Genomic DNA, 24,109 nt, shown 5'->3' on the forward strand with positions numbered 1-24,109 from the left:
CCGGTCGAGCGGAGCGGACGCGGACACCGACGTCATACCTTCAACACGTCGCGCCGCCGCAGCGGACGCGCGAAGAGGTCGGCGAGATCGCCCGCCTGGTCGAAGCCGTGGATTGGCGAGAAGACGAGTTCGATCGCCCATTTCGTCGTCAGCCCCTCGGCCTCGAGCGGGTTGGCGAGCCCGAGCCCGCATACCGTCAGGTCGGGCCGCGCCGCACGGACGCGATCGAGCTGGCGGTCGACGTCCTGCCCTTCGCTGATCACCGTCTCAGCGGGCAGCAGCGCGAGTTCGCGCGCCATGTGGGCGCGGTGGAGGTAGGGCGTGCCGACTTCGAGCGGCACCATGCCGAGCTCTTGGGCGAGGAAGCGCGCGAGCGGCAGTTCGAGCTGCGAATCGGGGAGGAAGAAGATGCTCTTGCCGCCAAGTTGCTCGCGCGCATGGGCGATCGCGCGCTTGGCACGCTCGCGGCCGGGGGCGATCACCGCGCGGAAGTGCATCTCGTCGATCCCGAACGCGACCGCGGCGGCGTGGAGCCAGGCGGTCGTGCCCTCGGCGCCGAACGGGAACAGCGCATCGAGCCGCACCGCGCCGCGATCTTCGAGCGCGCGCGCGGTTTCGCCGAGAAAGGGCTGCGCGAGCAGGAAGCGCGTGTTGGGCCCGACCGGCGGCATCGCGCCGGCGCGCCGCGCGGGGAAGCTGTGGACGCGCGGGATCCCCAATTGCGCGAACAGCCGCAGGAACTGGTCCTCGACCACGTCGGGGAGCGCGCCGACGATCATCAGCTCGGGCGCCGCACCAGGTGCCGTCGCGGCAAGCTCGGGCACCAGCGCGGCAAGGCACGCATCCTCGCCTTCGGTGAAGGTCGTTTCGATCCCGCTACCCGAATAATTGAGCACGCGCGTCGTGCCCGAATGCTTGACCGACAGCCGCTGCGCCGCGCGCGACAGGTCGAGCTTGATCACTTCGGACGGGCACGAGCCGACTAGGAAGAGCAGCTTGATATCGGGGCGGCGCGCAAGCAGCCGGTCGACGACGCGGTCGAGCTCGGCATTGCAATCGACCATCCCGGCGAGATCGCGCTCCTCGATGATCGCCGTGCCGAAGCGCGGCTCGGCGAACACCATCACACCCGCCGCCGATTGCAGCAGATGCGCGCAGGTGCGCGAGCCGACGACGAGGAAGAACGCGTCCTGCACCTTGCGGTGCAGCCAGATGATGCCGGTCAGCCCGCAGAACACTTCGCGCTGGCCGCGCTCGCGCAACACGGCGCGCGGGGCGGGGGCGCAGTCGCTGCTCGCGGGCAGGGTCAGCGCGGTCATGCCGTCACCGCCTGCAAGCGCGCGGCGTGGCCGTTGCTCTGCAGCCGGGCGGCGCGCAGCTTGAGCAGGAATTGCGTCGCGTTGACGACATAGGTGGCGTAGGCGGCGAGCGCGAGGAGCATCCGCCCGCGTTCGCTGCCGAGCCCGAACGCCAGCATCGCCAGATAAGCGGTGTGCAGGCCGAGCACGAGGAAGCTGACGACATCCTCCCAGAAGAAGGCGTCGGCGAACAGCCAGCGGTCGAACACCGCCTTTTCCCAGAACGACCCGGTGATCATGATCGTATACAGCGTCAGCGTCTTGAGCACGATCGAGACGGTCGCCGCGGTCGCGCCGTGTCCGGTCGCGAGATAGCGCAGAACCAGCACCGTGCTGACCAGGAAGACGAGGAATTGCAGCGGCGCAAGCAGGCCCTGGACGAGCGTCCAGCGAGTCGCGTCGCGCCGCAGCCGCTGTTCGGGCGTGTAGAGCCCCACCGCTGCCGGGGGGCTCAATGTCGTGCCGGAACGCCCGCTCTGCTGCATTTCCCCGCTCCACTTGTCGTGAGGAAAGACTGGGCCAGCCCATTCAGAGTGTCAATATAAATTGACGTCCAATATTTATGACATAATGGTGCGGTGCCGCATCGATAGTGCGTTGTCATGGACTTCCGAGAGGCATAGGTTGCGAGTCGCCGGACCAGCCAAACATGGCCGCCGACGTACGTCGCGTGATCAACCAGACCGGGAGAGTCGGGGTGGCTTCGGTGCTCAGGTTCGAAGAGTTCGTGCAGCGCGGTCGTGCGCGGTTAAGTCGCTTGCGCGATCGATCTACGCCCGAAAGGCGCGATACCACGCAGCCCGCGCCTCCGGCTGACAAGGCGCGCGCGCTAAATCACTTGATCGAATGCGAGATCATCCCGCGCTTGCTCGTTGCGCACGCCGCGCCGATTGCCGCGGCCCAGGGCATGCACTGCGATCGGATCGCCGAGACCGAGGTCGCGGCGTTCGCGCCGCTCGCGCTGCAAGTCGAGGCCGACGAACTGCTCGCGCATGTCGAGGCGCTGCTGGCCCGCGGCGTGTCGCGCGAGACGCTGCTGGTCGATCTGCTCGCCCCCGCGGCGCGGATGCTCGGGCAGTTCTGGGAAGAGGATCGCTGCGATTTCGTCGATGTGACGATGGGCCTGTGGCGGCTGCAGGAGGTCGTCCACGAAGTCTTCGGGCGTACCACCCCCGATGGCCATATCCCGCATCTCGCACGGCGCGCGCTGTTCGCGTCGCTCGAGGGCGACCAGCACAGCTTCGGCACCGTCGTCATCGACGAGCTGTTCTGCGCCAATGGCTGGATGACCGATCGCATCGCCGAAGCGACAACGGCGCAGTTGCTCGAGCGCGTTCGCGACACTTGGTTCGACCTGGTCGGATTGACGATCACGTGTGACTGCCATATCGCGCCCTTGCCTTCGATCGTGCGCGCTATCCGTGCGGCGTCTTGTAACCCGCGGATTTGCGTGATGGTCGGCGGACGAGTGTTTGCCCTTGATGCCAGCCGCGCGGCCGCGGTCGGTGCCGACGGGACGGCACCCGACGCGCGTGCGGCGGTTCGCGTCGCTGGCGAGCTGGTCGATGCGGTGGCACGGGAGGCTGTTGCGTCGATGACGGGCTGATCTAATTTCGGGTCGCGCGGGGCGGGCACCCCGCGGGACGAAGGACTTCAGGAGTATGAACGGTTCGGCGATGAACGATCGTCCCCCCCATCCTGCACCCAATGCCTTTTGCGATCCCGAAACGGTGGTGCGCACGCTTGCGCCCCACGCAGCCGTGTCGTTGCTTGCCTCGGTAGGCGATGTCGCGCTGGTGCTCGATTCCGCTGGCGTGATCCGCGACATCGCGGTCCCCAATGCCGAGCTCGACGCGCAGGGCGTGCGCGACTGGGTCGGCCAGCGGTGGCACGATGTCGTCACGTCGGAAAGCCAGCCGAAGATCATCGACATGCTTGCCGAGCATGGCGAGTCGACGCGCTGGCGGCAGGTCAATCACATCCTGCCCAGCGGCGACGTGCCGATCCGCTATCTCGTCATGAAAACGGGTGCCGATGGCAGCATCATCGCGATCGGTCGAGAGATGCGCGCGGCGGCGGCGCTCCAGCAGCGCTTGCTCCAGACGCAGCAGTCGCTCGAACGCGACTATATCAAGCTGCGCCAGGCCGAGGCGCGCTATCGCATGCTGTTCGATCTCGGCACCGAGCCGATCCTGATCGTCGATGCCGCGACGCGCCGCATCCGGGAGAGCAATCCGGCGGCGCTCAATCTGCTTGGCGTCACGGACGGGGCCCTTGCGGACCAGTCGATCGGGGCGATCGTCGCAGCCGAGGATCGGGACAGCTTCATCGCGCATCTCGGCGCGGCGAGCGCGACCGACGATCTCCCGTCGATCGCGGTCCGGCTCGCTGGCGAACACGGCAATGCGGAAATCTCGGCGCGGCTGTTCCGCCAGGGGCGCGCGGCGCTGTTGCTCGTGCGGATCGTCGCTGCTGCGCCGCAGCCGGTGCTCGCCTCGCATGCCGCGGCGGTGGAGGATGTCATCGAGCACATGCCCGACGCCTTCGTGCTGACCGATGCCGACCTCACTATCCTCGTCGCGAACGCCGCGTTCGTCGAGCTGGCGGGCGTTGCGTCGGCCGAGCGCGTGATCGGCGCGCCGCTCGGCACATGGCTCGGGCGTCCCGGTATCGATCTCGACCTGATCCTCGCGCAGATCCGTGATCATACCGCCGTCCGCAACGTCGCGACGATTCTGCGCGGTCAGAACGGCGCGCAGGAAGAGATCGAGCTGTCGGGCGTCGTCGCGCCGCAAGGCGATTCGCTATGCTACGGCTTCACGATCCGCAATGTCGCGCGGCGCTTGAGCAGCGTAGCGCCCGAGGAGCGCGCCGCGCCGCGATCGGTCGAGCAACTGACCGAATTGGTCGGGCGGATGTCGCTCAAGGATATCGTCCGCGAATCGACTGATTTGATCGAGCGGCTCTGCATCGAGGCGGCGCTTGCTTATACCTCGGACAATCGCGCATCAGCCGCGGAAATCCTCGGGGTGAGTCGGCAAAGTCTCTATTCCAAGCTGCACCGGCACGGATTGGGCAATCTCGTCTCGGGCGACAATTGACGCACTGACAGTCCTGCTTGACACGGCGAGTGTCAAAATCATTTGACGTTGGAACGTGTCCGCCATAGCTTTGTGGCATGGCACGTGTGACGACTCCTTCGCTCGCTGCTCCGCAGCTTCCGCGGCTCCGCGACGTGCTCGAGCTGCTCAAGCCGATCACGTGGTTTCCCCCGATCTGGGCGTTCGGCTGTGGCGTGGCGTCGGCGGGCGTGCCGGTAGCGAGCCGATTGCCGTTTCTCATCGCCGGGATCCTGCTCGTCGGGCCGCTGGTGTGCGGCACCAGCCAAGCGGTCAACGATTGGTTCGACCGCCACGTCGACGCGATCAACGAGCCTGGACGACCGATCCCCTCGGGCCGGATCGCCGGCCAATGGGGTCTGTGGATCGCGATCATCGGCACCGTGCTGGCGCTTGTCGTCGCGGCGGCGACCGACCGCTGGGTGTTCGCTGCGACGTGCCTCGCGCTGGTCTTCGCCTGGGCGTACAGCGCGCCGCCGTTCCGGCTCAAGCAAAGCGGGGTCTGGGGGCCGATCGCGGTGGCGCTGACCTATGAGGGGCTGACCTGGTTTACCGGCGCGGCGGTGATGGCGGGGGCGTTCCCGTCGCCGCAGATCCTCGCGATTCTGCTGCTGTACAGTGCCGGCGCGTTCGGCATCATGACGCTCAACGATTTCAAGGCGGTCGAAGGCGATCGCGCGATGGGGATCCGCTCGCTGCCGGCGACGCTCGGTGTCGATCGTGCGGCGCGGCTCGCCTGTAGCGTGATGATCCTCCCGCAAATCGGCGTGATCGTGCTGCTCGGACTGTGGCAGCACGCGCTCGTCGCGGCGAGCGTCACCGCCTTGCTCGTCGGGCAGCTGGCGTTGATGACCCGGCTGATGCGCGATCCGCTGCGCTTCACGCCGTGGTACAATGCGACGGGCACGAGCCTGTATGTCCTCGGCATGCTGGCCTCGGCGCTCGGGCTCGGCGGAGTGCTCGGGCTATGACGCGCGCGGCACCGCAGGCGGGGCTCGGCTGGGTCGGCATCGTCCGGTTGGGGCTGGTGCAAAGCGCGATCGGCGCGATCGTGATGCTGGCGACGTCGCTGCTCAATCGTGTGATGGTGGTCGAATACGCCTTGCCCGCAGCGCTGCCCGCCGGGCTCGTTGCGTGGCATTATGCGGTGCAGCTCTCGCGCCCGCTATGGGGGCATCGCTCGGACAGTGGCCGGCGGCGGACGCCGTGGGTGATTGGCGGGATGGCGGTGCTGGCATGCGGGGCGATGCTCGCGGTCGCGGCGGTCGGAGTGGTCGCGCAGTCGGCCGCGTTGGGGATCGCGGTCGCGGTGCTCGGCTTCAGCTTGATCGGCGCAGGTGTCGGGGCAGCGGGGACGTCGCTGCTCGCGGTCCTCGCCACGCGCGTTGCACCCGAGCGCCGTGCGGCGGCGGCGTCGATCACCTGGATCATGATGGTCGTCGGGATCGTGGTGTCGGCGGGCGTGGCGGGCAAGCTCATCGATCCCTTCTCGTTCGCGCGGTTGCAGCTGGTGGTCGACGGCATCGCCGGCGCCGCCTTCCTGCTCGCGACGGTGGCGATCTGGGGCGTCGAAGCGGCGGGCGGGACACCGCGTCCAGCGACTCTTGCCGCGCGCGTTCCGCTCCGCCCGGCGCTCGCAGCGCTGTGGGCCGATCGCCGCGCGCGCGGGTTTACCGGCTTCGTCTTCCTGTCGATGCTCGCGTACGCGATGCAGGACTTGATCCTCGAGCCCTTTACCGGGTTGCGCTTCGGGATGACGCCGAGCCAGTCGACGCAGGTTTCGGGGATCCAGCATGGTGGCGTGCTCCTCGGCATGATCGTGGTCGGGCTTGCCGGCGGTGCGTTCGATGCGCGGCGCGGCACTACGCTGCAACGCTGGATCGTCGGCGGGTGTATCGGGTCGGCGCTGGCGCTGGCGGGGCTCGCGCTGGCGGCGCGCGTCGGGCCGGGCTGGCCGATCCTTGCCAACATCTTTGCGCTTGGCTTTGCCAATGGCGTGTTCGCAGTCGCCGCGATCGGCGCGATGATGGCGCTGGCGGGCGCGGACGGCGAAGCGCAAGCGGGGTTGCGGATGGGCGTGTGGGGCGCGGCGCAAGCGATCGCGTTCGGGCTTGGCGGGCTGACCGGTGCAGTCGCGGTCGACGTCGGGCGTGCGATGCTCGGCTCGCTGCCCGAGACCTTCATGCTCGTGTTCGGCGCGGAGGCGCTGTTGTTCCTCATTGCCGCCGCTGTTTCGATCGACGCACCGCGCCGCGCCGGCGCGATTGGCCGCGAGGTGACGATATGACACCCGATTTCGACTGTGTTGTGATTGGCGGCGGGCCCGCGGGCGCAACCGCCGCGACCGACCTCGCGCGGAGCGGACGCCGCGTGCTGCTGCTCGACCGCGGCGGGCGGATCAAGCCGTGCGGCGGGGCGATCCCACCGCGCGCGATCCTCGATTTCGAGATACCCGAGCATTTGCTCGTCGCGCGTGCCACCGCCGCACGGATGGTCGCGCCATCGGCCAAGTCGGTCGACATGCCTGTCGGCGACGGGTTCGTCGGGCTGGTCGATCGCGCCGATTTCGACGAATGGCTACGCGCACGCGCTGCGTTGGCGGGGGCCGAGCGGCGCACCGGCAGCTTCGCGCGGATCGAACGCGACGCCGGGCATCCGGTGGTCGTGCTGCGCGGTGCGCGCGGCGAGGCCGAGCAGCGCATTTCGACGCGCTGCGTGATCGGCGCCGATGGCGCACGCTCCGAGGTCGCGCGGACCGAGCTGACGGGGGTTCCGCCGGTACCGTGCGTCTTTGCCTATCACGAGATCATCGCCGCTCCTGCCGATGGCAGCGCCGATTTCGACCCGGCGCGCTGCGACGTCTTCTATCAGGGCAAGCATTCGCCCGATTTCTACGCATGGGTGTTTCCGCACGGCGACACCGCAAGCGTCGGCGTGGGCAGCGCACGCAAGGGCTTCGCGCTCCGCGCATCGGTCGCGGCGCTGCGGGCGCAGACCGGGCTCGATGCATGCGAGACGCTGCGCTGCGAAGGCGCGCCGATCCCGCTCAAGCCGCTCAAACGCTGGGACAATGGCCGCGACGTGCTGGTTGCAGGCGATGCGGCCGGCGTCGTCGCGCCGGCGTCGGGCGAGGGCATCTATTATGCGATGGCGGGGGGGCGCTATGCCGCCGAGGCGATCGAGGCGTATCTCGTGACGGGCAAGGCGGCGGTGCTGCGGCAAGCGCGCAAGCGCTTCCTGCGCGCGCACGGCCGGGTGTTCTGGATCCTCGGGATCATGCAATATTTCTGGTACGCAAACGACAAGCGGCGCGAGCGCTTCGTCAAGATCTGCGAGGACCCCGACGTCCAGCGGCTGACCTGGGACGCCTATATGCACAAGCGACTCGTTCGCGCGAAGCCGGTCGCGCATGTCCGCATCTTCCTCAAGGACATGCGCCATTTGCTCGGGCTCGCACCGGCATGAGGCGCACACCATCCGTCGTGCACCCCGCCTGGGGCTTGCCGATCGCGGTTGCGGCGTGTGCCGCGCTGCTCGTCGCGGTGATGGGGGGGACGATCACCGAGATCGGGCCGTGGTATCACGGCTTGGTGCAGCCGCGCTGGGCCCCGCCCGAGGCGGCGTATGGCGTCGTGTGGACAACGATCTACCTGATCACCACTTGCGCTGCGGTCACCGGCTGGCGCGCGATCCCCGACCGGCACGGCGCCGAGTGGATGATCGGGCTCTTCGCGCTCACCGGTTTCCTCAACATCGTTTGGAGCGTGCTGCTCTTCCGGCTGCATCGCCCCGATTGGGCGGCGGTGGAGGCGGTGGCGTGGTGGGTCGCGATCGTGGTGTGGATCTACACGCTGTGGCCGCGTTCGCTCGCGGCGGCCTTGCTGCTGCTGCCGTATCTCGGTGTGGTCACCTTCGCCGGCTATCTCACGATGACGATTGCACGGCTCAACGGGCCGTTTGGGTGAGCGCGATTGCCGACTGGCTCTATGCGCGGGGGCACGCGATCGACTTGATCCTCGGCATCGTGCTGCTCGAGGCGATGTGGTTGACGCGGTGGCAGGGCTGGACGCTGCGCGCGGCGCTGGCGTGTCTGTTGCCCGGTGTCATCCTGCTGCTGGCATTGCGCGCGGCATTGGTCGGGATGGCGTGGCCGTGGATCGCGCTCGCGCTGGTGCTGTCGTTTCCGGCGCACCTTGCCGATCTGATGCTGCGTGATCGCGGTGGGCGCGCGCGGCAAGCGCGGTAATCGGGGCGGGTGACCGCCACCCCAGGCCAAGGTCCGGAGTGACGATCGCTCAAGCGGTGTTTACGAATTTGCCTTGAGATAGGCGATGACGTCGGCGCGCTTCTGCGGGTCGGTTGGCCAACCGGCAAACGACATCTTGGTGCCGGGGACGATGCGCTGCGGATTTTCGAGGTACTGGAACAGCTTTTCCTCGGTCCAGGTAATGCCGCTATTCTTGTTGGCGGTCGAATAGACGAAGCCCGGAATGATCCCGGCCTTGCGCCCGACGACGGCGTGCAGCGACGGACCGATCTTGTTCACGCCCGCTTCGATCGCGTGGCAGGTCTTGCAGGTGATGAAGTCAGCCTCGCCCTTCTTGGCGTCGCCGGTATAGGCGGCGAGCTTGACCCCGGCGATCGTGTCGACATTGTCTGCAGCGACCGCAGCCGCGGCGGCGGGCGCAGCGGCACCCGGTGCCGTCGCAGGCGCGGCGGCCGGCGCGGTGGCAGCCGCAGTCTCGGTCGTCGTGGTGGTGCTGGTCTGTTCGGTTTCGGCTTTCTTTGCGCACGCCGTCAGCGCAAGCGCGGCGCATGACACGCCGAAGATAATATGGCCAATCCGCATCGTTGATGGTGTGCGCATGATCCTGCTCCTGTTGGTCTGAAGTCTCTCCCGCCCGGCATATTCGACACTATCGCCGCATGCCTGTCCAGCGGAATTGACACTGGTTTGCGATCCGCAGCGGCACGGGAGAGCGGTCTTCAGTGCCGCGCGCGGCGGGCGATCTCCTCGCGGCGCATCCGCCCGTCCTTGAGAATCGCCTGATGGTAGCGGCGCAGCGCAGCGCCGCTGCGCCGCTGCGCGCCGTCCTCGATCGCCAGCGCGGCGAGCATTTCGGCGGTGCGCGTCATCGGATCCTGCGCGATTCGCGCGAGATCGGCGTCGAACGGCGCGAAGGCGACGGGCTCGCCTTGCCAGGCGACCAACCGCGCGCGCGCCTCGTCGATCGACTGGCCGTCGCGGTGGATCGCGAGATCGGCGAGCGCGCGCCCGATCCGGAACAGCCGCCAGTGGAGCTGGCCGAGCGCGGCGCGGCGGTCGTGTGCGTAGCCCCCGTCCTGCGCGATCCGCTGCTCGATCGCGATGCTCCAGCCTTCGGGGAAGCACGGTGCATAATCGGGCCGCATAGGATGCGGATCGGCGATCGCCTCGATCGGGAGCTGGACCATGTGCCCGGGGACGAGTTCGTGCGCGACGACGCTGGGGAGCGTCCAGCGCGGTCGATCGTGGACATGCGTGAGGTCGACTCGGTAGCCGCCGGGATGACCGGGCGTTGGCAGCGTGCGCGCACCGATCCGGCCGGCGGCGATGTCGGTGGCGCTCGGTCGGATCGCGGCGACGTCGAGCGCGTAGCGCGGCACGGGACCGATCAGCGCCGGCACTTGCGCGCTGAACATCGCGAGCCAGCGGTTCATGTCGGCCACCGCGGCATCGCGACCGGCGTCCGAATCGGGGTAGAGCTCGCGCTCGTCCTGCCATAGCCGCGTGAAGCCTGCGCCGGTCGTCGCGCCGCTGATGCCGATCGCAGCGAACAGTCGCGCCGCCTGTACCTCGCAGCGAACGCGTTCGCGCTCGAGCCGGTGCGCCGCGGCGTCGAGCGTGACGCCGTCGCCCAGCTTGCGGCGCAGCAGGAGCGTGAGCAGGCCGGCATCGCGGGTGGCGCTCGGCTTGGCGCGCGGATCGACCCCGCGCGCGACGATCGCGGCATCGACCGCGAGCCCTGCGCGCGCCGTTACGAGATCGAGCCGCGCGGCCGGCGAGAGTGCGGCTGCATCGAAGGACGCGAGGAAGCGCAATGCTGTGACCGGATCGCGCTCGGCGCGTGCGGCGTCGAGTGCCGCGCGCAAGGCGTCGCTGGCCGCACGCGCGCGCCATGGCAGCAAGGCGAGCGCCGCGCCGCCGGCGAGGACCGCACGCCGCGTCGTCATCGCGCGCGGTCGGCGAGCGCCACGCGATTGTTCTGGCGGGTCACTTCGGCTGTGTCGTCGAGCAGATCGACCTGGACCGCGAGCTGTTGCGGGTCGCGGCCGGGGGGGATCGTCAGCGTGACGGTGGCGGTGCGGGGCAACAGATCGCTCGGCGCGGCAAGCGGGGCAAGCGGGACGCTGGCGAGCATCGCGTCACCCCACAGCGAGACGCGCGCTCGCGGCGTCGCGACCGCGCCGAGGCTATGGACGGTGACGCGCACGGTGCGCCCCTCGACCCGGATGTCGTCGCGGCCGATGCCGAGATCGGGCCGCGTCTCGACGGGCGCCGATGGCGTGACGAGCGCGAAATCGTAGACCGTCATCGCAGTGGGGGCGAACGCCACGGGCACGCTCGCGCTGCGTTCGAGCGTGATCGCCTCCGCTGGGCCGACCGCGATCATCGTCTTGCCGTAGTCGGTCGTCGTGCCGCGCGTCATCGACCAGCGGCCGGCGGTGACATTCCAGGTCGTCATCGTCGCGGCCTGTGACGTCGCGCCGATATTGTAGCCGAGCACGCGGAAGTGCGTCGGCGTCGCGTTCGGCAGCAGGATCGCGACGTGCTCCGCAGCCCCGGCTTGGGCGAAGCGCCAGCTCACCGTGTTGCCCGGCCAGGTCTGGTTGCGCTTGAGCGCGATTCCGCCGAGCCGTTCGCGCTGGAGGATTTCGTTGGGCTGCTCGACACGGTCGGACCACCAATGCCCCTCGGTGTACATCGCCATATGCTGCGACTTGTCGGCGATCGCGTCGGCGTGGAGCGCGGCGAGCGTGCCGAGATCGCCGCTTGCCGACCAGGCGGCGTAGCGTGCGAACGCCTCGTCGCCCTTCGCCGCGCGTGCGAGCAACGCCGAGCCTTGCGGGAGCGCGGTGAAGGCGTTTTCGTTGAACTCGGCGAGCGCCGCGCCGCCGCCCTTCGCCGCGCGCGCCTCGATCGGGCGGAGATATTTCGCGTCGCCCGTGAAGCGCCATGCCGCCCACGCCGATTGCAGCGGCGTCGTCACCCCACCGCCATCGCCGACGCGCGTGGCGTCACTGCGCCAGTTGATCTCGTTGGGGTAGGACCACAGCCCGTCGTCGCCCTGTTTGCCATGCGCCATCCAGCCATCGACCGTGCCGGTGACGAGTCCGCGCGCAGCGGCGTTGCCGTTGTAGAGACCGAGCAGGATCGGCGCGTGCATCACCGTCCAGCTATACGGCTTCTGCCATTCCCACGCGCCTTCGCGGTACATCGTGCGCCCGCCATACCAGTTGCTGGCGAAGTGGAGATGGCCCGCGGGGTTCCTGAGGATCACGCCCTGCAGCGCCTTGGCGGTCGCCATCAGCCGCTCGACCGCGATCGGCTCGCCCCAGTTCAGATAGAGCCGCTCGGCGTCGGAGTTGAGCCCTTCTTCATAGGCGTGGAGCTCGTCGGTGGTGATGTAGCCGAGGCCGTTCACGCGCATGCCGTTCTTGTACGACGCGTCGGCGAGCGCGCGCAGCGAGGCGTTGATCTTGTCGGGCTCGACGCCCATCAGCGCGAGGCCCGGCCATTGCTGCGTCAGATCGGTATCGTCGGAAATGCCGCCGCCGAAATCACCGTACGGGACCTGGCGATGGTCGATCCACCAGTCGACGAACTGCCGTGTGAGCTTGAGATCCTCTAGCTGGCGGAACGCCCACAGCGGCACCCCCGCGGGGGCGGTGGGCTGCACGAAGGGTGGCATGTTCTCGGGCCGATAATCGATGTCGGCCCAATATTGCCGTACGAGGACATTGTCGGGATCGACGCGCAGCAAATCGGTAATGTCACCGAACACGCGCGCGTAGAGCGCCTCGCGCTTCGAGGCGGTATGTTCCTCGACGAGGAAGCCCCAATTGTCCTTCACTTGGTTGAGCCGGTCGGCGATGTGTTCGGGGAGCGCTGCGGCGCGGTCCTTGAACACCAGGCGGATCTTGGCGCCGTTGAGCGCGGCGGCGTCGAAGCCCGCGTCGCTCGACGCGATGCTGAGATAGAGGCTGTCGTTCGACAGGATGCGGTCGCGCAGGTCGAGCCACAGCGTGCGCGCCTCGCCGGGGCGGACCGAGACCGACAGATCGATCATGTCGCGCGCGGGCCAGATCGGGTCCTTCACGCGGATGTTCAGCGCGATCGGCCCGGTGCCTTTCAGCGCGGGCAAGTCGAGCGCGATGCCGTCGAGCCCGTCATGGAGGTTCTGCCAGCCATAATCGAACGCGCGCGCGAGCGGCTTGTCGGGATAGGCGTCGCCGAGGCTTGCCGGGATGAGGATGTGGACGATCGGCAGGCCCGCGCTGCGCGGCTGGACGGGCGCACCGGCACCCGCCGCGCCCGCACCGACCGCGGCCTTGATCCCCGCGCTCGGCAGCGCGACGACGGTGCTGCGCTCATCGGGCGCGTATCGCCCGGCGATGAAGCTCTCGAGCGGGGCAAGCGACGCGATCCGGGTCGAGGCGTTGGCATCGAGCGTGTAGGACAGCTTGAAACATCCCGCCGGCTCGGCCCCGGCCTGGACGTCATACGCCCACAGCTCCTGGATCGGTTGCTCCTGCATCGTGTTGACGAAGCTCAGCGTGCCGCCCTGCCGCTCGGGCGTACTGGTGACGCTACGCACGACGCCCTTCGCCCGCGTCGCGAGCGTCGAGGATGCGCCGCCCTCGGACCACAGCAGCGACCCGTAGGCCGCGCCGCGGATCTCGACGCGGTTGAAGCGCTCGCCCGCCGGGACGGTCAGATCGTAGCGCTTGCCGCCCTCGACATAGACGTTCCAGTCGGGGAGCTCGAAGTAATCGTCGCGGCCGGGGAGTTTCGAGCGATTGTAGACGCCGGGCCAGGTCGTCTCGGCGATGCCGTCGACGCCCTTCCACATCCATTGCTTGAGATCCTTCGCGTCGGCGAATTCGACCTTGCGCACGGTGGTGACGGGCGCGTCGAGCAGCGGCGGCAGCGTCTTGTCCCAGCCGTAGCGGTGGAGCCAGGCGGTGCGGCGCGGTGCCGTCTCCGGTGGTGGCGACGGGGTAGGCTCGCGCTTGTCGGCCAGCGCCGCGACATCCGCAGCCTGCAGCATGTGGTCGTAGACGCGGATCTCGTCGAGATCGCTGCCGCGCATGAAATGATAGCGGCTCTGCACCTGGTGCGGCGACATCACGCGGCCGGCGAGCCCGAACTGGTCGAGCCCCGAATCGAGATCGGCGACTTGATCCTTGCGTGCGACGAGCGCGCCGTCGACGAACAGCTGGACGCCTTTGGTCTCGTCCCAGGCGAAGGCGATGTGCTTCCAGGCATCGGCCGCAGGCGTTTGCGGGATCGTCCACGAGACGCGGATTCGCGACAAATTGGCGTCGGTGACGAAGGCGTCGAAGCCGTGGCCGTTCCAGTCGATCCGCAGGAACGCCATGTCCCAGCTGCTGTGATCGGCGAACCCTGTGCGGAAGATCACGAACGGCGCCTGGCCGAGCGGTTCGCGCGGCCGCCAGAAGAAGCTCAGCGTGCCGCGCTCGGCGCGCATGTTGCCGGGCGCCTTCCATGCGACATAGCCGTCATCCGCCCAACGCGCCGCGCCGCCGATCGCGCCGTCGGGTACGACCGTCACGTTGCTGCGGAAATTAGGCACTGGGTCGCCGGCCGCCACGTCGGCGGTCAGGCTTTTATCGGCCGAGACGCGGAACAGCAGGCCGTCCCCGTGGCTTGGCGCGTCCTGCGCGATTGCCGGCGACGCGACTGCAATCGCGATCAGGCTCGCCAGTCCGACCTTACAGCGCATCGACGCGAGCCAGGCGCGGGGAGAGGAGATGGATCACGCCGACCGCGATCAGATAGACGCTGCCCGCGACCGCGAAGATCAGCGTGTAGCTGCCCGTCGTCTGGAGGATGTAGCCGGTGAACTTGGCCATCCCCATCCCGCCGATCGCGCCGACCATCCCGCCGATCCCGACGACCGAGCCGACCGCCTTGCGCGGAAACATGTCCGACGGGATCGTGTAGAGATTGGCCGAGAAGGCCTGGTGCGCCGCGGTCGCCAGCCCGACGATCGCCACTGCCGCCCACAGATTGGCGACATATTGCGCAAAGAAGATCGGCATGACGAGGAAGGCGCACGCCAGCATCACCGTCTTGCGCGCGCGATTGGCGCTCCAGCCGCGCTTCATCAGTTTCGACGACGACCAGCCCCCCGCGATGCTGCCGAAATCGGAGATGAGATAGATCACGACGAGCGGCGGGCCGAAGCTCTTGAGATCGAGGTGGTACGCTTTCGACAGGAAATCGGGCGTCCAGAACAGGAAGAGCCACCAGATCGGGTCGATCAGGAACTTGCCGAGCGCATAGGCCCAGGTCTCGCGATAGCCGAGCAGCTGGATCCACGGCATCTTTCCGCTCGCATCGGCGGGGTCGCTCTCGATATACGCAAGCTCGGCCGCCGACACGCGCGGCTGTTCGCGCGGGCGGCGATAGATCGCGATCCACGCGACGAGCCAGACCAGACTCGCCACGCCGGTGACGATGAACGCCATCCGCCAACCGAAGGCGAGCGTGATTGCTGGAACGATCAGCGGCGTGATCACCGCGCCGATATTGGCGCCGGCGTTGAACAGGCCGGTGGCAAAGGCGCGTTCGCGTGCCGGAAACCATTCCGACACGGCCTTGATCCCCGACGGGAAATTGCCCGATTCGCCGAGCCCCAGCACCGCGCGCGCGGCGGCGAACTGCAAGGTCGATCCGGCAAAACCACACAGCGTGTGGCCCGCGGTCCAGATGATGAAGGCCAGCGAATAGCCGACGCGCGCGCCGAGCCGGTCGACGATCGACCCGAAGCTGATATAGCCGATCGCATAGGCCGCCTGGAACCAGAAGACGATGTCGGCATAGGCGTTCTCGTCCCAGCCGAATTCGCCCGAGATGTTGGGCTTGAGCAGCCCGATCATCTGCCGGTCGACATAGTTGATCGCGGTCGCCGCAAACAGCAGCCCGCAGATCAGCCAGCGATACCGCCCGCTCGCGCCCGCCACCGCGGCGCTGCCCGTGCTGTCGATCGGAAATTCGGCCGTCGCCATCATCGCTCTCCTGTCGGCGGCCCTATGCTGGGCCTTTTTTCCGAAAATCGTCGGGGTCTCGCTATTGCGCGGAAATGCTGCACGCCACCTGCAGGCGGTTATCGAAGATCGCGACGACCTTCGCACCGATCGCGACCGGATGCACGCCGCTGACCGCGCCGGTCGAGATCCATTGTCCCGCGGACAAGGCGATCCCGCGCGCCGCCATCAGCTCGAACAGGAAGCGCGCCGCGCCGAACGGGCCGTCGAGCATCGTCGCGGCGGTCGCGACGCCGGTCGTGACGCCGTCGATCGTCAGTTCGACCGGCCAGGCGTTGACGTCGATGTCGCGCCAGTCGGACACGTCGGCGCCGATGACGAGCCCGTTATTGTTGCCGAAGTCGGAAATGGTGACGCCTGCACCATGATCGTTGATCCCGCCGAAAGGCGAGCTCGCGATCTCAATGCCGACACAGACGCGGTCGATCAGCGCGGTCGCCTCGGCGAGCGTATAGTCGGGCTTGGCCGGGTCGGGCGCAGTGCCGATGCGCAGCAGGAACTCGGCCTCGGCGGCGGCGAAGCCACCGGCGAAGACGGGCATCGCGCGCGGCGTGTCGCCCTCGTCGAACGTCTGGTCGGCGAAGATCGGGCCGGCGAGGCGGTCGGTGCCTTCGAATGGCGGGTTGATCCGTCCGACCTTCCAGCCGGCGATCGGCTTGTCGGTCAGCGCGATCGCGGCGTCCTGCATCGCATAGGCTTCGGCGAGCGCTGCTGGCATCGTGCCGGGATATTCGGCCAGGGCGGTGGCATTACGCCGCGCCGTGACGAATTCGCTGGCGATCCGCGTGATATTCGTTTGACCGGTTTCGGACGTCACGTGCCGCAATCCCCCCTCGTGCCGTTCGATCGGCTTGTCGCGACTGGGTATGGGAAACCGGTGTCATTGACAAGAGGGGGTGCGACGGATCGCGTCGCGCCCGCCGCTCAATCGGACGAAAGCATCGCCCAATCGCCATCGAACGCAGCTTGTGCGGCGGCGGCAATCGCTGCGACGGCGGCGGGATCGCCAGCCAATTCGCCCGAAAAACCGAGCTTGGCGGCGATCAGCCGATCGAGCACGGTCGCGGCGCCACCCTCGGTAGCGGCGGTGGCGAGTGCGGCGGCCGCCGGGTCGAGGATCGGCACGCCGGCGCGTGCGCGCTGCATCAGGAAGGTGACCCAGCAGCCGAGCGCGATGACGACATGCTGTGGCATGTCGCCGCGCGCACGGTGCGCCGCGAGCGTATCGCCGAGCCGATACGGAATCTTCTGGCTGCCATCGGCGGCGATCTGGTCGAGCCGGTGGACGATCGCGGGGTTGCGGAAGCGCGCGAGCACGGCTTCGCGATACGCGTCGTGGTCGAGCCCGGCGACCGGCTGCAGCGTCGGGATGATGTCTTCGCGGATCATCGCGTCGACGAAGCTCGCGAGCGCGGCGTCGCCCATCGCCTCGGACACGCTGGCATGGCCGCGCAGCAAACCGGCATAAGCGAGCGTCGAATGCGACCCGTTGAGCACGCGCAACTTGGCCTGTTCATAGCCCGCGACATTGTCGGTCAGCGTCGCCCCGGCGCGCGCGAGGGCGGCGCAGACGGGGGAGCCGACATCCTCGATCACCCATTGCGTGAAGGCCTCGCGCTGGACCGCGGCGCGGTCCTCGACGCCGAGCGCGGCGGCGACGGTTTCGTACAGTGCCGCGTCGCTGGCGGGGGTGATCGAATCGACCATCGTCCCGGGGACGAGCACTTGCGCTTCGATCCAGGCGGCAAGATCGGCGTCGGTCGCGGCGGCGAACGCCACCAGCGCGGCCTTCACCTTGGCGCCGTTATTGGCGAGATTGTCGCACGGCATCATCACGAACGGCGGGGTGCCCGCCGCGCGCCGTGCGGCGAGACCGCCGACGATCCAGCCGATCACGCTGCGTGGTACTGCCGGCGCGGCGAGATCGTGCACCACATCGGGATGCGCGAGATCGAGGCTGCCATCGGCTGAGAGGCAATAGCCCTTCTCGGTCACCGTCGTCGTGACGAGCTTCACCTCGGCATCGGCGAGCAGCGCCTGCGTTTCTGCAGCATCGTCGGGGCCGAGGAAGCGGCTATGCGCGCCGATCACGCGGAACCCCGGCGCGGCATCGCGAATCGCGAGCGTGTAGAGCCCCTGCTGCGCCGACAGCGCCTCGACCGTGCCAGCGCTGCGCAGCGAGACCGCGGCGATTCCCCAGCTCGGGTCGCCATCGAGCAGCGTGTCGATATAGCTCGCCTGGTGCGCGCGGTGGAACGCGCCCGGGCCGAAATGGACGATTCCGGTGGCAGGCGGGGCGGTGCGCGCGGGGCGAGCGATCGCGGCGGGGAGCGCGTCGAGCGCGGCATACTCAAGTCGGTTCACAGCGTGACACCCCGTTTCCAGATTGCGATCTCGCGCTCGCCATTGCGTTCGGCCGCGGTCGCAGCCCCCGAGGCGATCGCGCATAGCGTCGTGGCGAGCGCTTCGGCAACCGGCGCGAAACCGTGCTCGAGCACCGCGCCGGCGTCGAAGTCGATCCAGCCGGGTTTCCGCGTCGCGAGATCGCTGTTCGACGCAATCTTGAGCGTCGGCACGGGGAAGCCGAGCGGCGTGCCCCGGCCGGTCGTGAACAGGATCGCGGTCGCCCCTGCTGCGGCGAGTGCGGTGCACGAGACGGCATCGTTGCCCGGCGCCTCGAGCAGCGTCAGCCCGGTCGCCGAAACCCGCCCGCCATAGCCGAGCACCTGCGACACCGCCGCGCGGCCCGCCTTCTGCACCGCGCCGAGCGATTTTTCCTCGAGCGTGGTGATCCCGCCGGCGACGTTGCCTGGCGAGGGGTTCTCCGAAACGGGCTCATTATGGTCGAGGAAGTAGCGTTTGAAATCGTTGACCATCGTCACGATCCCGTCAAACACGCGCTCATCGACCGCGCGGTCCATCAGCAGGCGCTCGGCGCCGAACATTTCGGGGATTTCGGTCAGCACGACGCTGCCGCCCGCCGCGACGACGCGCTCGCTGATCCGCCCGACGAGCGGGTTGGCGGTCAGCCCCGACAGCCCGTCCGACCCTCCGCACTTCACGCCCAGCACGAGCCGGTCGAGCCCGACCGTGCTGCGCTCGGCGCGCGCGAGCGCGACGAGCTCGGCGACCTTGGCGACGCCTTCGTCGATTTCGTCGCCGGCAAGCTGCGTCACCAGCGTGCGGACCATCGGGCGCCGCGCCGCCGGGATTTCCTCGAGCAGCGCGGCGATCTGGTTCGATTCGCAGCCCAGCCCGACGATCAGCACGCCACCGGCGTTGGGATGGCAGGCAAGCGCGGCGAGGATACTGCGCGTCCCGTCGAGATCGTCGCCGAGCTGCGAACAGCCGAACGGATGCGTGAAGGCATGGACGCCGTCGATCGCGCCGTCGCCGCTCGCGTGGGAGAGCGCCGCATCGGCGAGCGCGGCGATTCGCGTCGCGGTGCGCGCGACGCAGCCGACGGTCGGCAGCACCCAGATTTCGTTGCGTGTCGCGACTCGGCCGTCGGCGCGAACATAGCCCTGGAAGGTCGCGTGGTCGGGGTCGGCCGGCGGCGAGGCGACTGCGCCGGGCGTGAAGCGATAGTCGAGCGTCCCGTCGAGCGCGGTCGCAAGATTGTGCGAATGGACATGCGCGCCGACCGCGATGTCGGCGGTGGCGGTGCCGATCGGGAAGCCGAACTTGATCACGGGAGCGCCCTTGGCGATCGGCAGAATGGCGATCTTGTGGCCGCTCGGTGTGTCGGCCAGCGCCGTCACCTGCTGCGTTCCGAAGGTGAGCGTATCGCCGGAAAACGCGGGCTCGACCAGCGTCGCCACGGTGTCGTCGGGATGGATCAGAAGCGCTTTGGGCACGGCAAAGGTCTTTCGGTAACCGGTATCAGCGCTGTGCCCCAGCGGGCGCGCGCTTGGCAAGGCTTGCCCGTGTTTTGGTCAGGCCACTAGCCAAGCCCGCCCCGGGGCGATTATGTCATGGCCGATGAAGAGCAGCGGACAAACGACGATCAACGATGTCGCGCGGATCGCGGGCGTTTCGAAGAAGACCGTCAGCCGGGTGATCAACCGCTCGCCGCTGCTCAACGACGATACGCGCCGCCGTGTCGAAGATGTCATCGCCGAGCTCGCCTACATCCCCAATCCGCAGGCGCGCGCTCTGGCACTGCGGCGCAATTTCCTGATCGGGCTCGTCCACGACAATCCCAACGCGCAGATGGTGATGAACGTCCAGCAGGGCATTCTCGAAGCGCTGCACGGCACCGAATTCGAGCTGGTGGTCCGCCCGGTCGATCGCGGATCGGCGACGATGCTGGTCGATCTGCGCCATTTCCTCGAACGCCAGCGGCTGTTCGGGCTCGTCCTGCTCCCGCCGATCAGCGAGAATGACACGATCGCCAAGCTGTGCGCCGAGATCGGCTGTCGCTATGTCCGCATGGGCTCGGCGCGGCTCGACGATGACGATCACATGGTCGCATCGAACGATTGCGAGGCGGTACGCGGCGCGACCGAATATCTGATTGCGCAGGGGCATCGCCGGATCGGGCTGATCGCCGGGCCGCACGGCTTCCGCTCGGCGCGCGAGCGGCGATTGGGCTTCGAGCAAGCGCTGGCCGATGCCGGGATCGCCTTGCCGCGCAGCATGATCGCCGACGGCAATTACACCTTCGAATCGGGGCTGACCGCGGCCGAGCGGCTGCTCGACCTGATGCCACGCCCGACCGCGATCTTCGCGTGCAACGACGAGATGGCGGCGGGCGTGATGCACGCCGCGCGGCAACGCGGGCTCGATATCCCGAAGGATCTGTCGATCGTCGGGTTCGACGATACGCCCGTTGCCGCGCATGTCTGGCCGCCGCTGACGACGGTACGCTGGCCGATCGCCTCGATGGCGCGCTCCGCCGCGCTGAAACTCACCGCAGGGCTCGACGGCGAGGATATCGTCGAGGAGCCGTCGCTCTTCCTGTCGACGCTGATCCGCCGCGCGTCGGTGGCGGCGCCGAGCCATTAGCGAATTTGCGGCGCGATCTTGCGACGCACCCTGACACCGGTTACCAAGCCCGCAAAGACAAGCGGGGAGGGAGATGATGATGACACGACCACTCGACCTGAACCCCGATCGCCTCTTCCCGAGCGACCCCGCGACGCGCGCGATCGCGCGCACGCTGTATGCCGAAATCGCCGACCTGCCGATCGTCAGCCCGCACGGCCACACCGATGCCGGCTGGTTCGCCGACGACGCGGCGTGGAGCGATGCGACCGCGCTGCTGCTAGCGCCCGATCACTACATCTTCCGCATGCTCTACAGCCAGGGCGTCGACCTCGACGCGCTCGCGATCCCGAGCCGCGCGGGCGTCCCCGCGACCGATCCGCGCGAAGCGTGGCGGCTGTTCGCGCAGAACGTCCACCTCTTCCGCGGCACGCCGTCGCGCCTCTGGCTCGACCATGTCTTTGCCGAGGTGTTCGGCTTCGACGTCGCGCTCGATGCGACCACCGCAGATCTGTATTACGACACGATCGCCGAAAAGCTCGCCAGCCCGGCGTTCCGGCCGCGTGCGCTGTTCGATCGCTTCAAGATCGATTTCCTCGCGACGACCGAAGGCCCGCAGGACGATCTCGGCGCGCATCACCGCATCCGCGCGTCGGGCTGGCAGGGCCGTGTCGTCACGACGTATCGCCCCGATGGCGTGATCGACGTCGAGCACGAGCAGTTCGGCCGCGCGATGACGCGCTTTGCCGAACTGACCGGCGAGGACGTCCATAGCTGGACCGGCTATCTCGCCGCGCACCGCAAGCGCCGCGCCGATTTCCGCGCGGCGGGCGCAACCGCGACCGACCACGGCCATCCGACCGCCGCCACCGCCAACCTGTCGGCGCACGAGGCCGAGGCGCTGTTCGCGAAGATCGTCGGCGGCAGCTGGACCCCGGCCGATGCCGAGCTGTTCCGCGCGCAGATGCTGACCGAGATGGCGGCGATGTCGGTCGAGGACGGGATGGTGATGCAGCTCCACCCGGGGAGTTTCCGCAACCACAATGCCGGCCTGTTCGCGAGCCACGGCCGCGACAAGGGCGCCGACATTCCGATGCGCACCGATTACGTCAATGCGCTGAAACCGCTGCTCGATCGCTTCGGCACCTCGACCGCGCTGTCGATCATCCTCTTCACGCTCGACGAAAGCGTCTACGCGCGAGAATTGGCGCCGCTCGCCGGGCATTATCCGTGCCTCAAGCTCGGGCCGTCGTGGTGGTTCCATGACAGCCCCGAGGGGATGCGGCGCTTCCGCGAGATGACCACCGAGACCGCAGGTTTCTACAACACCGTCGGCTTCAACGACGACACGCGCGCCTTCCTGTCGATTCCCGCGCGGCACGATGTCGCGCGGCGGATCGATTGCGGCTTCCTCGCGCAGCTCGTCGCCGAGCACCGGCTCGAGGATTGGGAAGCCGTCGAGCTCGCGCACGAGCTGACCAGCGGCCTCGTCCGCCGCGCCTACCGTATCGACCAACCCGAAGCCGCCGCCAAAGCGGCCTGACCCCGGAGAGCCTCCCCATGTTCGACCGTACCTATTACGCCACGCATCCCGACATGATGGAATGCGTCTCGAATGACGAATTGCGCGATCGCTACTTGATCCAGGACCTGTTCCGCGCGGGCGAATGCGTGCTCAACTACACGCATGCCGAGCGCTTCGTGATCGGCGGCGTCGCGGTGGCGGGCGGCGCGGTCAAGCTGCCCGACCAGACTGAGCCGGCCTCGGCGGCAGGGCATCCCTTCCTCGAGCGGCGCGAACTGGCCGTGGTCAATGTCGGCGCGGCGCAAGGCACCGTCACCGTCGATGGCGAGGCGTTCACGCTCGGCAACAAGGACTGCCTGTACGTGACGATGGGCGCGAAGGACGTGCAATTCTCGGGCGAAGGCGCGCGCTTCTATCTGGCGTCGTGCCCGGCGCACAAGGCGTTCACGACCAAGCTGATCTCGACCAAGGACGCGACCGCGCTCGAGCGCGGTACCCTCGCCGAATCGAACGAGCGGACGATCTTCCAGATGGTCATTCCCGGCATCTGCGACAGCGCGCAGCTGGTGATGGGCCTCACCGTGCTCAAGCCGGGCTCGGTGTGGAACACGATGCCGCCGCACATCCACGAGCGCCGCAGCGAAATCTATTTCTACTTCGAGCTCGACGATCTCGAGAAGGATCGCGTGTTCCACTACATGGGCGAGGGCGAAGCGACGCGCCACATCGTGATGGCGAACGAGGAGGCGGTGATCTCGCCGCCGTGGTCGATTCATATGGGGTCGGGCACCAAGGCGTACGCTTTCATCTGGGCGATGGCGGGCGAGAACCAGGATTATACCGACATGAACGTGCTGGATATCTGCCAGCTGGCGTAGCGCAGCCTGCTCCCCTCCCGCTTGCGGGAGGGGCGGGGGGAGGGCAGTCGCAAAGGAGCGCGCCCTCTCCATTCCCTCCCCTAGCCCCTCCCGCACGCGGGAGGGGAGGAGAAGAACAATGACCAATCCCTTCGATCTCACCGACAAGGTCGCCATCGTCACCGGCGCCAACACCGGCATCGGCCAGGCGATCGCCGTCGCGCTTGCTGCTGCCGGCGCCGACGTCGCCTGTGTCGGCCGCACCCCCGCCGAGGAGACGGCCCAGCAGATCCGCGCGCTCGGCCGCCGCGCCGAAATCGTCTCGGCCGATCTCTCGACGATCGCGCCTGTGCAAAGAGTCGTGGACGAAACCGTGGAAAAGCTTGGCGGGCTCGACATTCTCATCAACAATGCCGGCATCATTCGCCGCGCCGATGCGGTCGATTTCACCGAGGAAGATTGGGACGCGGTGATCGACACCAACCTCAAGTCGGTGTTCTTCCTGTGCCAGGCGGCCGGGCGCCACATGATCGCCAATGGCGGCGGCAAGATCGTCAACATCGCCTCGATGCTGACCTTCCAGGGCGGCATTCGCGTGCCGAGCTACACTGCGTCCAAGAGCGGGATCGGCGGCCTCACCAAGCTGCTCGCCAACGAATGGGCGAGCAAGGGGATCAACGTCAACGCGATCGCGCCGGGCTATATCGCGACCAACAACACCGCGGCACTGCAGGCCGACGAAAGCCGCAATCGCTCGATCCTCGAGCGCATTCCGGCGGGCAAATGGGGCGATGCGAGCGATCTCGGCGGCGCGGCGGTGTTTCTGTGCAGCGCGGCGGCGGCCTATGTGCAAGGGCATATCCTTGCGGTCGATGGCGGCTGGCTCGCACGGTAAAGAGCCGCGACTGTCACCCCGGGCTTGTCCCGGGG

General features: G+C 68.2%; 20 protein-coding genes. 11 read left to right on the plus strand and 9 right to left on the minus strand.

Going from position 1 to position 24,109, the window contains the following annotated elements; translation table 11 throughout:
- Window positions 1–32: 32 nt before the first annotated feature.
- Entirely contained in the window at window positions 33–1,319 is a 1,287-nt protein-coding gene (locus E2E30_RS16370) for a ferredoxin:protochlorophyllide reductase (ATP-dependent) subunit N (RefSeq protein ID WP_133191450.1), read from the minus strand.
- Window positions 1,316–1,843, minus strand: a complete 528-nt coding sequence (gene bchF, locus E2E30_RS16375) for a 2-vinyl bacteriochlorophyllide hydratase (RefSeq protein WP_133191451.1) — start codon at window positions 1,841–1,843, stop codon at window positions 1,316–1,318. Before bchF ends, E2E30_RS16370 begins: the two co-directional genes overlap by 4 nt.
- 353 nt (window positions 1,844–2,196) lie before the next feature.
- Between bchF and E2E30_RS16380 the strand changes: the two genes are divergently transcribed.
- The 7 genes from E2E30_RS16380 (at window position 2,197) to E2E30_RS16410 (ending at window position 8,723) form a co-directional block, all read left to right on the plus strand.
- A complete protein-coding gene (locus E2E30_RS16380; protein ID WP_240698960.1) occupies window positions 2,197–2,964 on the plus strand; it encodes a cobalamin B12-binding domain-containing protein in 768 nt (255 codons plus the stop codon).
- 70 nt (window positions 2,965–3,034) lie between these two features.
- A complete protein-coding gene (ppsR, locus tag E2E30_RS16385) occupies window positions 3,035–4,459 on the plus strand; it encodes a transcriptional regulator PpsR (protein WP_133191453.1) in 1,425 nt (474 codons plus the stop codon).
- A 77-nt stretch (window positions 4,460–4,536) separates the two neighbouring features.
- Window positions 4,537–5,448 (plus strand): chlorophyll synthase ChlG, encoded by a 912-nt coding sequence (gene chlG, locus E2E30_RS16390; protein WP_133191454.1) that lies wholly within the window; start codon window positions 4,537–4,539, stop codon window positions 5,446–5,448.
- Entirely contained in the window at window positions 5,445–6,764 is a 1,320-nt protein-coding gene (locus E2E30_RS16395; protein WP_133191455.1) for a BCD family MFS transporter, read from the plus strand. The genes chlG and E2E30_RS16395 overlap by 4 nt, the downstream gene beginning before the upstream one ends.
- Complete coding sequence (locus tag E2E30_RS16400) at window positions 6,761–7,942, plus strand: geranylgeranyl diphosphate reductase (protein WP_133191456.1); 1,182 nt, start codon at window positions 6,761–6,763, stop codon at window positions 7,940–7,942. The genes E2E30_RS16395 and E2E30_RS16400 overlap by 4 nt, the downstream gene beginning before the upstream one ends.
- Window positions 7,939–8,442 carry a TspO/MBR family protein gene (locus E2E30_RS16405; RefSeq protein WP_133191457.1) on the plus strand — a complete coding sequence of 168 codons (504 nt, stop codon included), beginning with the start codon at window positions 7,939–7,941 and terminating at the stop codon, window positions 8,440–8,442. Before E2E30_RS16400 ends, E2E30_RS16405 begins: the two co-directional genes overlap by 4 nt.
- Window positions 8,439–8,723 carry a hypothetical protein gene (locus E2E30_RS16410; protein ID WP_229839377.1) on the plus strand — a complete coding sequence of 95 codons (285 nt, stop codon included), beginning with the start codon at window positions 8,439–8,441 and terminating at the stop codon, window positions 8,721–8,723. The genes E2E30_RS16405 and E2E30_RS16410 overlap by 4 nt, the downstream gene beginning before the upstream one ends.
- 60 nt (window positions 8,724–8,783) lie before the next feature.
- Here E2E30_RS16410 and E2E30_RS16415 read toward each other — a convergent pair whose 3' ends face one another.
- From E2E30_RS16415 to E2E30_RS16445, 7 genes are all read right to left on the minus strand, one after another.
- Window positions 8,784–9,344 (minus strand): c-type cytochrome, encoded by a 561-nt coding sequence (locus tag E2E30_RS16415; protein ID WP_229839376.1) that lies wholly within the window; start codon window positions 9,342–9,344, stop codon window positions 8,784–8,786.
- 119 nt (window positions 9,345–9,463) lie between these two features.
- Complete coding sequence (locus E2E30_RS16420; protein ID WP_133191458.1) at window positions 9,464–10,690, minus strand: DUF885 family protein; 1,227 nt, start codon at window positions 10,688–10,690, stop codon at window positions 9,464–9,466.
- A complete protein-coding gene (locus E2E30_RS16425) occupies window positions 10,687–14,484 on the minus strand; it encodes a LamG-like jellyroll fold domain-containing protein (RefSeq protein WP_133191459.1) in 3,798 nt (1,265 codons plus the stop codon). The genes E2E30_RS16420 and E2E30_RS16425 overlap by 4 nt, the downstream gene beginning before the upstream one ends.
- Window positions 14,474–15,772 carry an MFS transporter gene (locus E2E30_RS16430; RefSeq protein WP_133191460.1) on the minus strand — a complete coding sequence of 433 codons (1,299 nt, stop codon included), beginning with the start codon at window positions 15,770–15,772 and terminating at the stop codon, window positions 14,474–14,476. The genes E2E30_RS16425 and E2E30_RS16430 overlap by 11 nt, the downstream gene beginning before the upstream one ends.
- Before the next feature lie 61 nt (window positions 15,773–15,833).
- Window positions 15,834–16,628, minus strand: coding sequence for a 2-keto-4-pentenoate hydratase (locus E2E30_RS16435; protein ID WP_133191461.1), 795 nt, complete (start codon window positions 16,626–16,628; stop codon window positions 15,834–15,836).
- Window positions 16,629–16,735: 107 nt separating this feature from the next.
- A complete protein-coding gene (locus E2E30_RS16440; RefSeq protein ID WP_133191462.1) occupies window positions 16,736–18,175 on the minus strand; it encodes a mannitol dehydrogenase family protein in 1,440 nt (479 codons plus the stop codon).
- Window positions 18,172–19,668 carry a UxaA family hydrolase gene (locus E2E30_RS16445; protein WP_133191463.1) on the minus strand — a complete coding sequence of 499 codons (1,497 nt, stop codon included), beginning with the start codon at window positions 19,666–19,668 and terminating at the stop codon, window positions 18,172–18,174. The genes E2E30_RS16440 and E2E30_RS16445 overlap by 4 nt, the downstream gene beginning before the upstream one ends.
- A gap of 124 nt (window positions 19,669–19,792) precedes the next feature.
- Here E2E30_RS16445 and E2E30_RS16450 point away from each other — a divergent pair, with 124 nt between their 5' ends.
- The 4 genes from E2E30_RS16450 (at window position 19,793) to kduD (ending at window position 24,074) form a co-directional block, all read left to right on the plus strand.
- Complete coding sequence (locus tag E2E30_RS16450) at window positions 19,793–20,818, plus strand: LacI family DNA-binding transcriptional regulator (RefSeq protein WP_133191464.1); 1,026 nt, start codon at window positions 19,793–19,795, stop codon at window positions 20,816–20,818.
- 79 nt (window positions 20,819–20,897) lie between these two features.
- On the plus strand, window positions 20,898–22,340 hold the full coding sequence (gene uxaC, locus E2E30_RS16455) for a glucuronate isomerase (RefSeq protein WP_133191465.1): 1,443 nt from the start codon (window positions 20,898–20,900) through the stop codon (window positions 22,338–22,340).
- 17 nt (window positions 22,341–22,357) lie between these two features.
- On the plus strand, window positions 22,358–23,200 hold the full coding sequence (gene kduI / locus E2E30_RS16460) for a 5-dehydro-4-deoxy-D-glucuronate isomerase (RefSeq protein ID WP_133191466.1): 843 nt from the start codon (window positions 22,358–22,360) through the stop codon (window positions 23,198–23,200).
- A 118-nt stretch (window positions 23,201–23,318) separates the two neighbouring features.
- Window positions 23,319–24,074 carry a 2-dehydro-3-deoxy-D-gluconate 5-dehydrogenase KduD gene (gene kduD, locus E2E30_RS16465; protein ID WP_133191467.1) on the plus strand — a complete coding sequence of 252 codons (756 nt, stop codon included), beginning with the start codon at window positions 23,319–23,321 and terminating at the stop codon, window positions 24,072–24,074.
- Window positions 24,075–24,109 lie beyond the last annotated feature (35 nt).

The sequence above is a fragment of the Sphingomonas sp. AAP5 genome, from assembly GCF_004354345.1.
Lineage (GTDB): Bacteria > Pseudomonadota > Alphaproteobacteria > Sphingomonadales > Sphingomonadaceae > Sphingomonas > Sphingomonas glacialis.

Coding starts and splice junctions, on each gene's coding strand:
- E2E30_RS16370 (WP_133191450.1), bottom strand. CDS start 1,319: ATGACCGCGCTGACCCTGCCCGCGAGCAGCGACTGCGCCCCCGCCCCG.
- bchF (WP_133191451.1), bottom strand. CDS start 1,843: ATGCAGCAGAGCGGGCGTTCCGGCACGACATTGAGCCCCCCGGCAGCG.
- ppsR (WP_133191453.1), top strand. CDS start 3,035: ATGAACGATCGTCCCCCCCATCCTGCACCCAATGCCTTTTGCGATCCC.
- chlG (WP_133191454.1), top strand. CDS start 4,537: ATGGCACGTGTGACGACTCCTTCGCTCGCTGCTCCGCAGCTTCCGCGG.
- E2E30_RS16395 (WP_133191455.1), top strand. CDS start 5,445: ATGACGCGCGCGGCACCGCAGGCGGGGCTCGGCTGGGTCGGCATCGTC.
- E2E30_RS16400 (WP_133191456.1), top strand. CDS start 6,761: ATGACACCCGATTTCGACTGTGTTGTGATTGGCGGCGGGCCCGCGGGC.
- E2E30_RS16405 (WP_133191457.1), top strand. CDS start 7,939: ATGAGGCGCACACCATCCGTCGTGCACCCCGCCTGGGGCTTGCCGATC.
- E2E30_RS16415 (WP_229839376.1), bottom strand. CDS start 9,344: ATGCGCACACCATCAACGATGCGGATTGGCCATATTATCTTCGGCGTG.
- E2E30_RS16420 (WP_133191458.1), bottom strand. CDS start 10,690: ATGACGACGCGGCGTGCGGTCCTCGCCGGCGGCGCGGCGCTCGCCTTG.
- E2E30_RS16425 (WP_133191459.1), bottom strand. CDS start 14,484: ATGCGCTGTAAGGTCGGACTGGCGAGCCTGATCGCGATTGCAGTCGCG.
- E2E30_RS16430 (WP_133191460.1), bottom strand. CDS start 15,772: ATGGCGACGGCCGAATTTCCGATCGACAGCACGGGCAGCGCCGCGGTG.
- E2E30_RS16450 (WP_133191464.1), top strand. CDS start 19,793: ATGAAGAGCAGCGGACAAACGACGATCAACGATGTCGCGCGGATCGCG.
- uxaC (WP_133191465.1), top strand. CDS start 20,898: ATGACACGACCACTCGACCTGAACCCCGATCGCCTCTTCCCGAGCGAC.
- kduI (WP_133191466.1), top strand. CDS start 22,358: ATGTTCGACCGTACCTATTACGCCACGCATCCCGACATGATGGAATGC.
- kduD (WP_133191467.1), top strand. CDS start 23,319: ATGACCAATCCCTTCGATCTCACCGACAAGGTCGCCATCGTCACCGGC.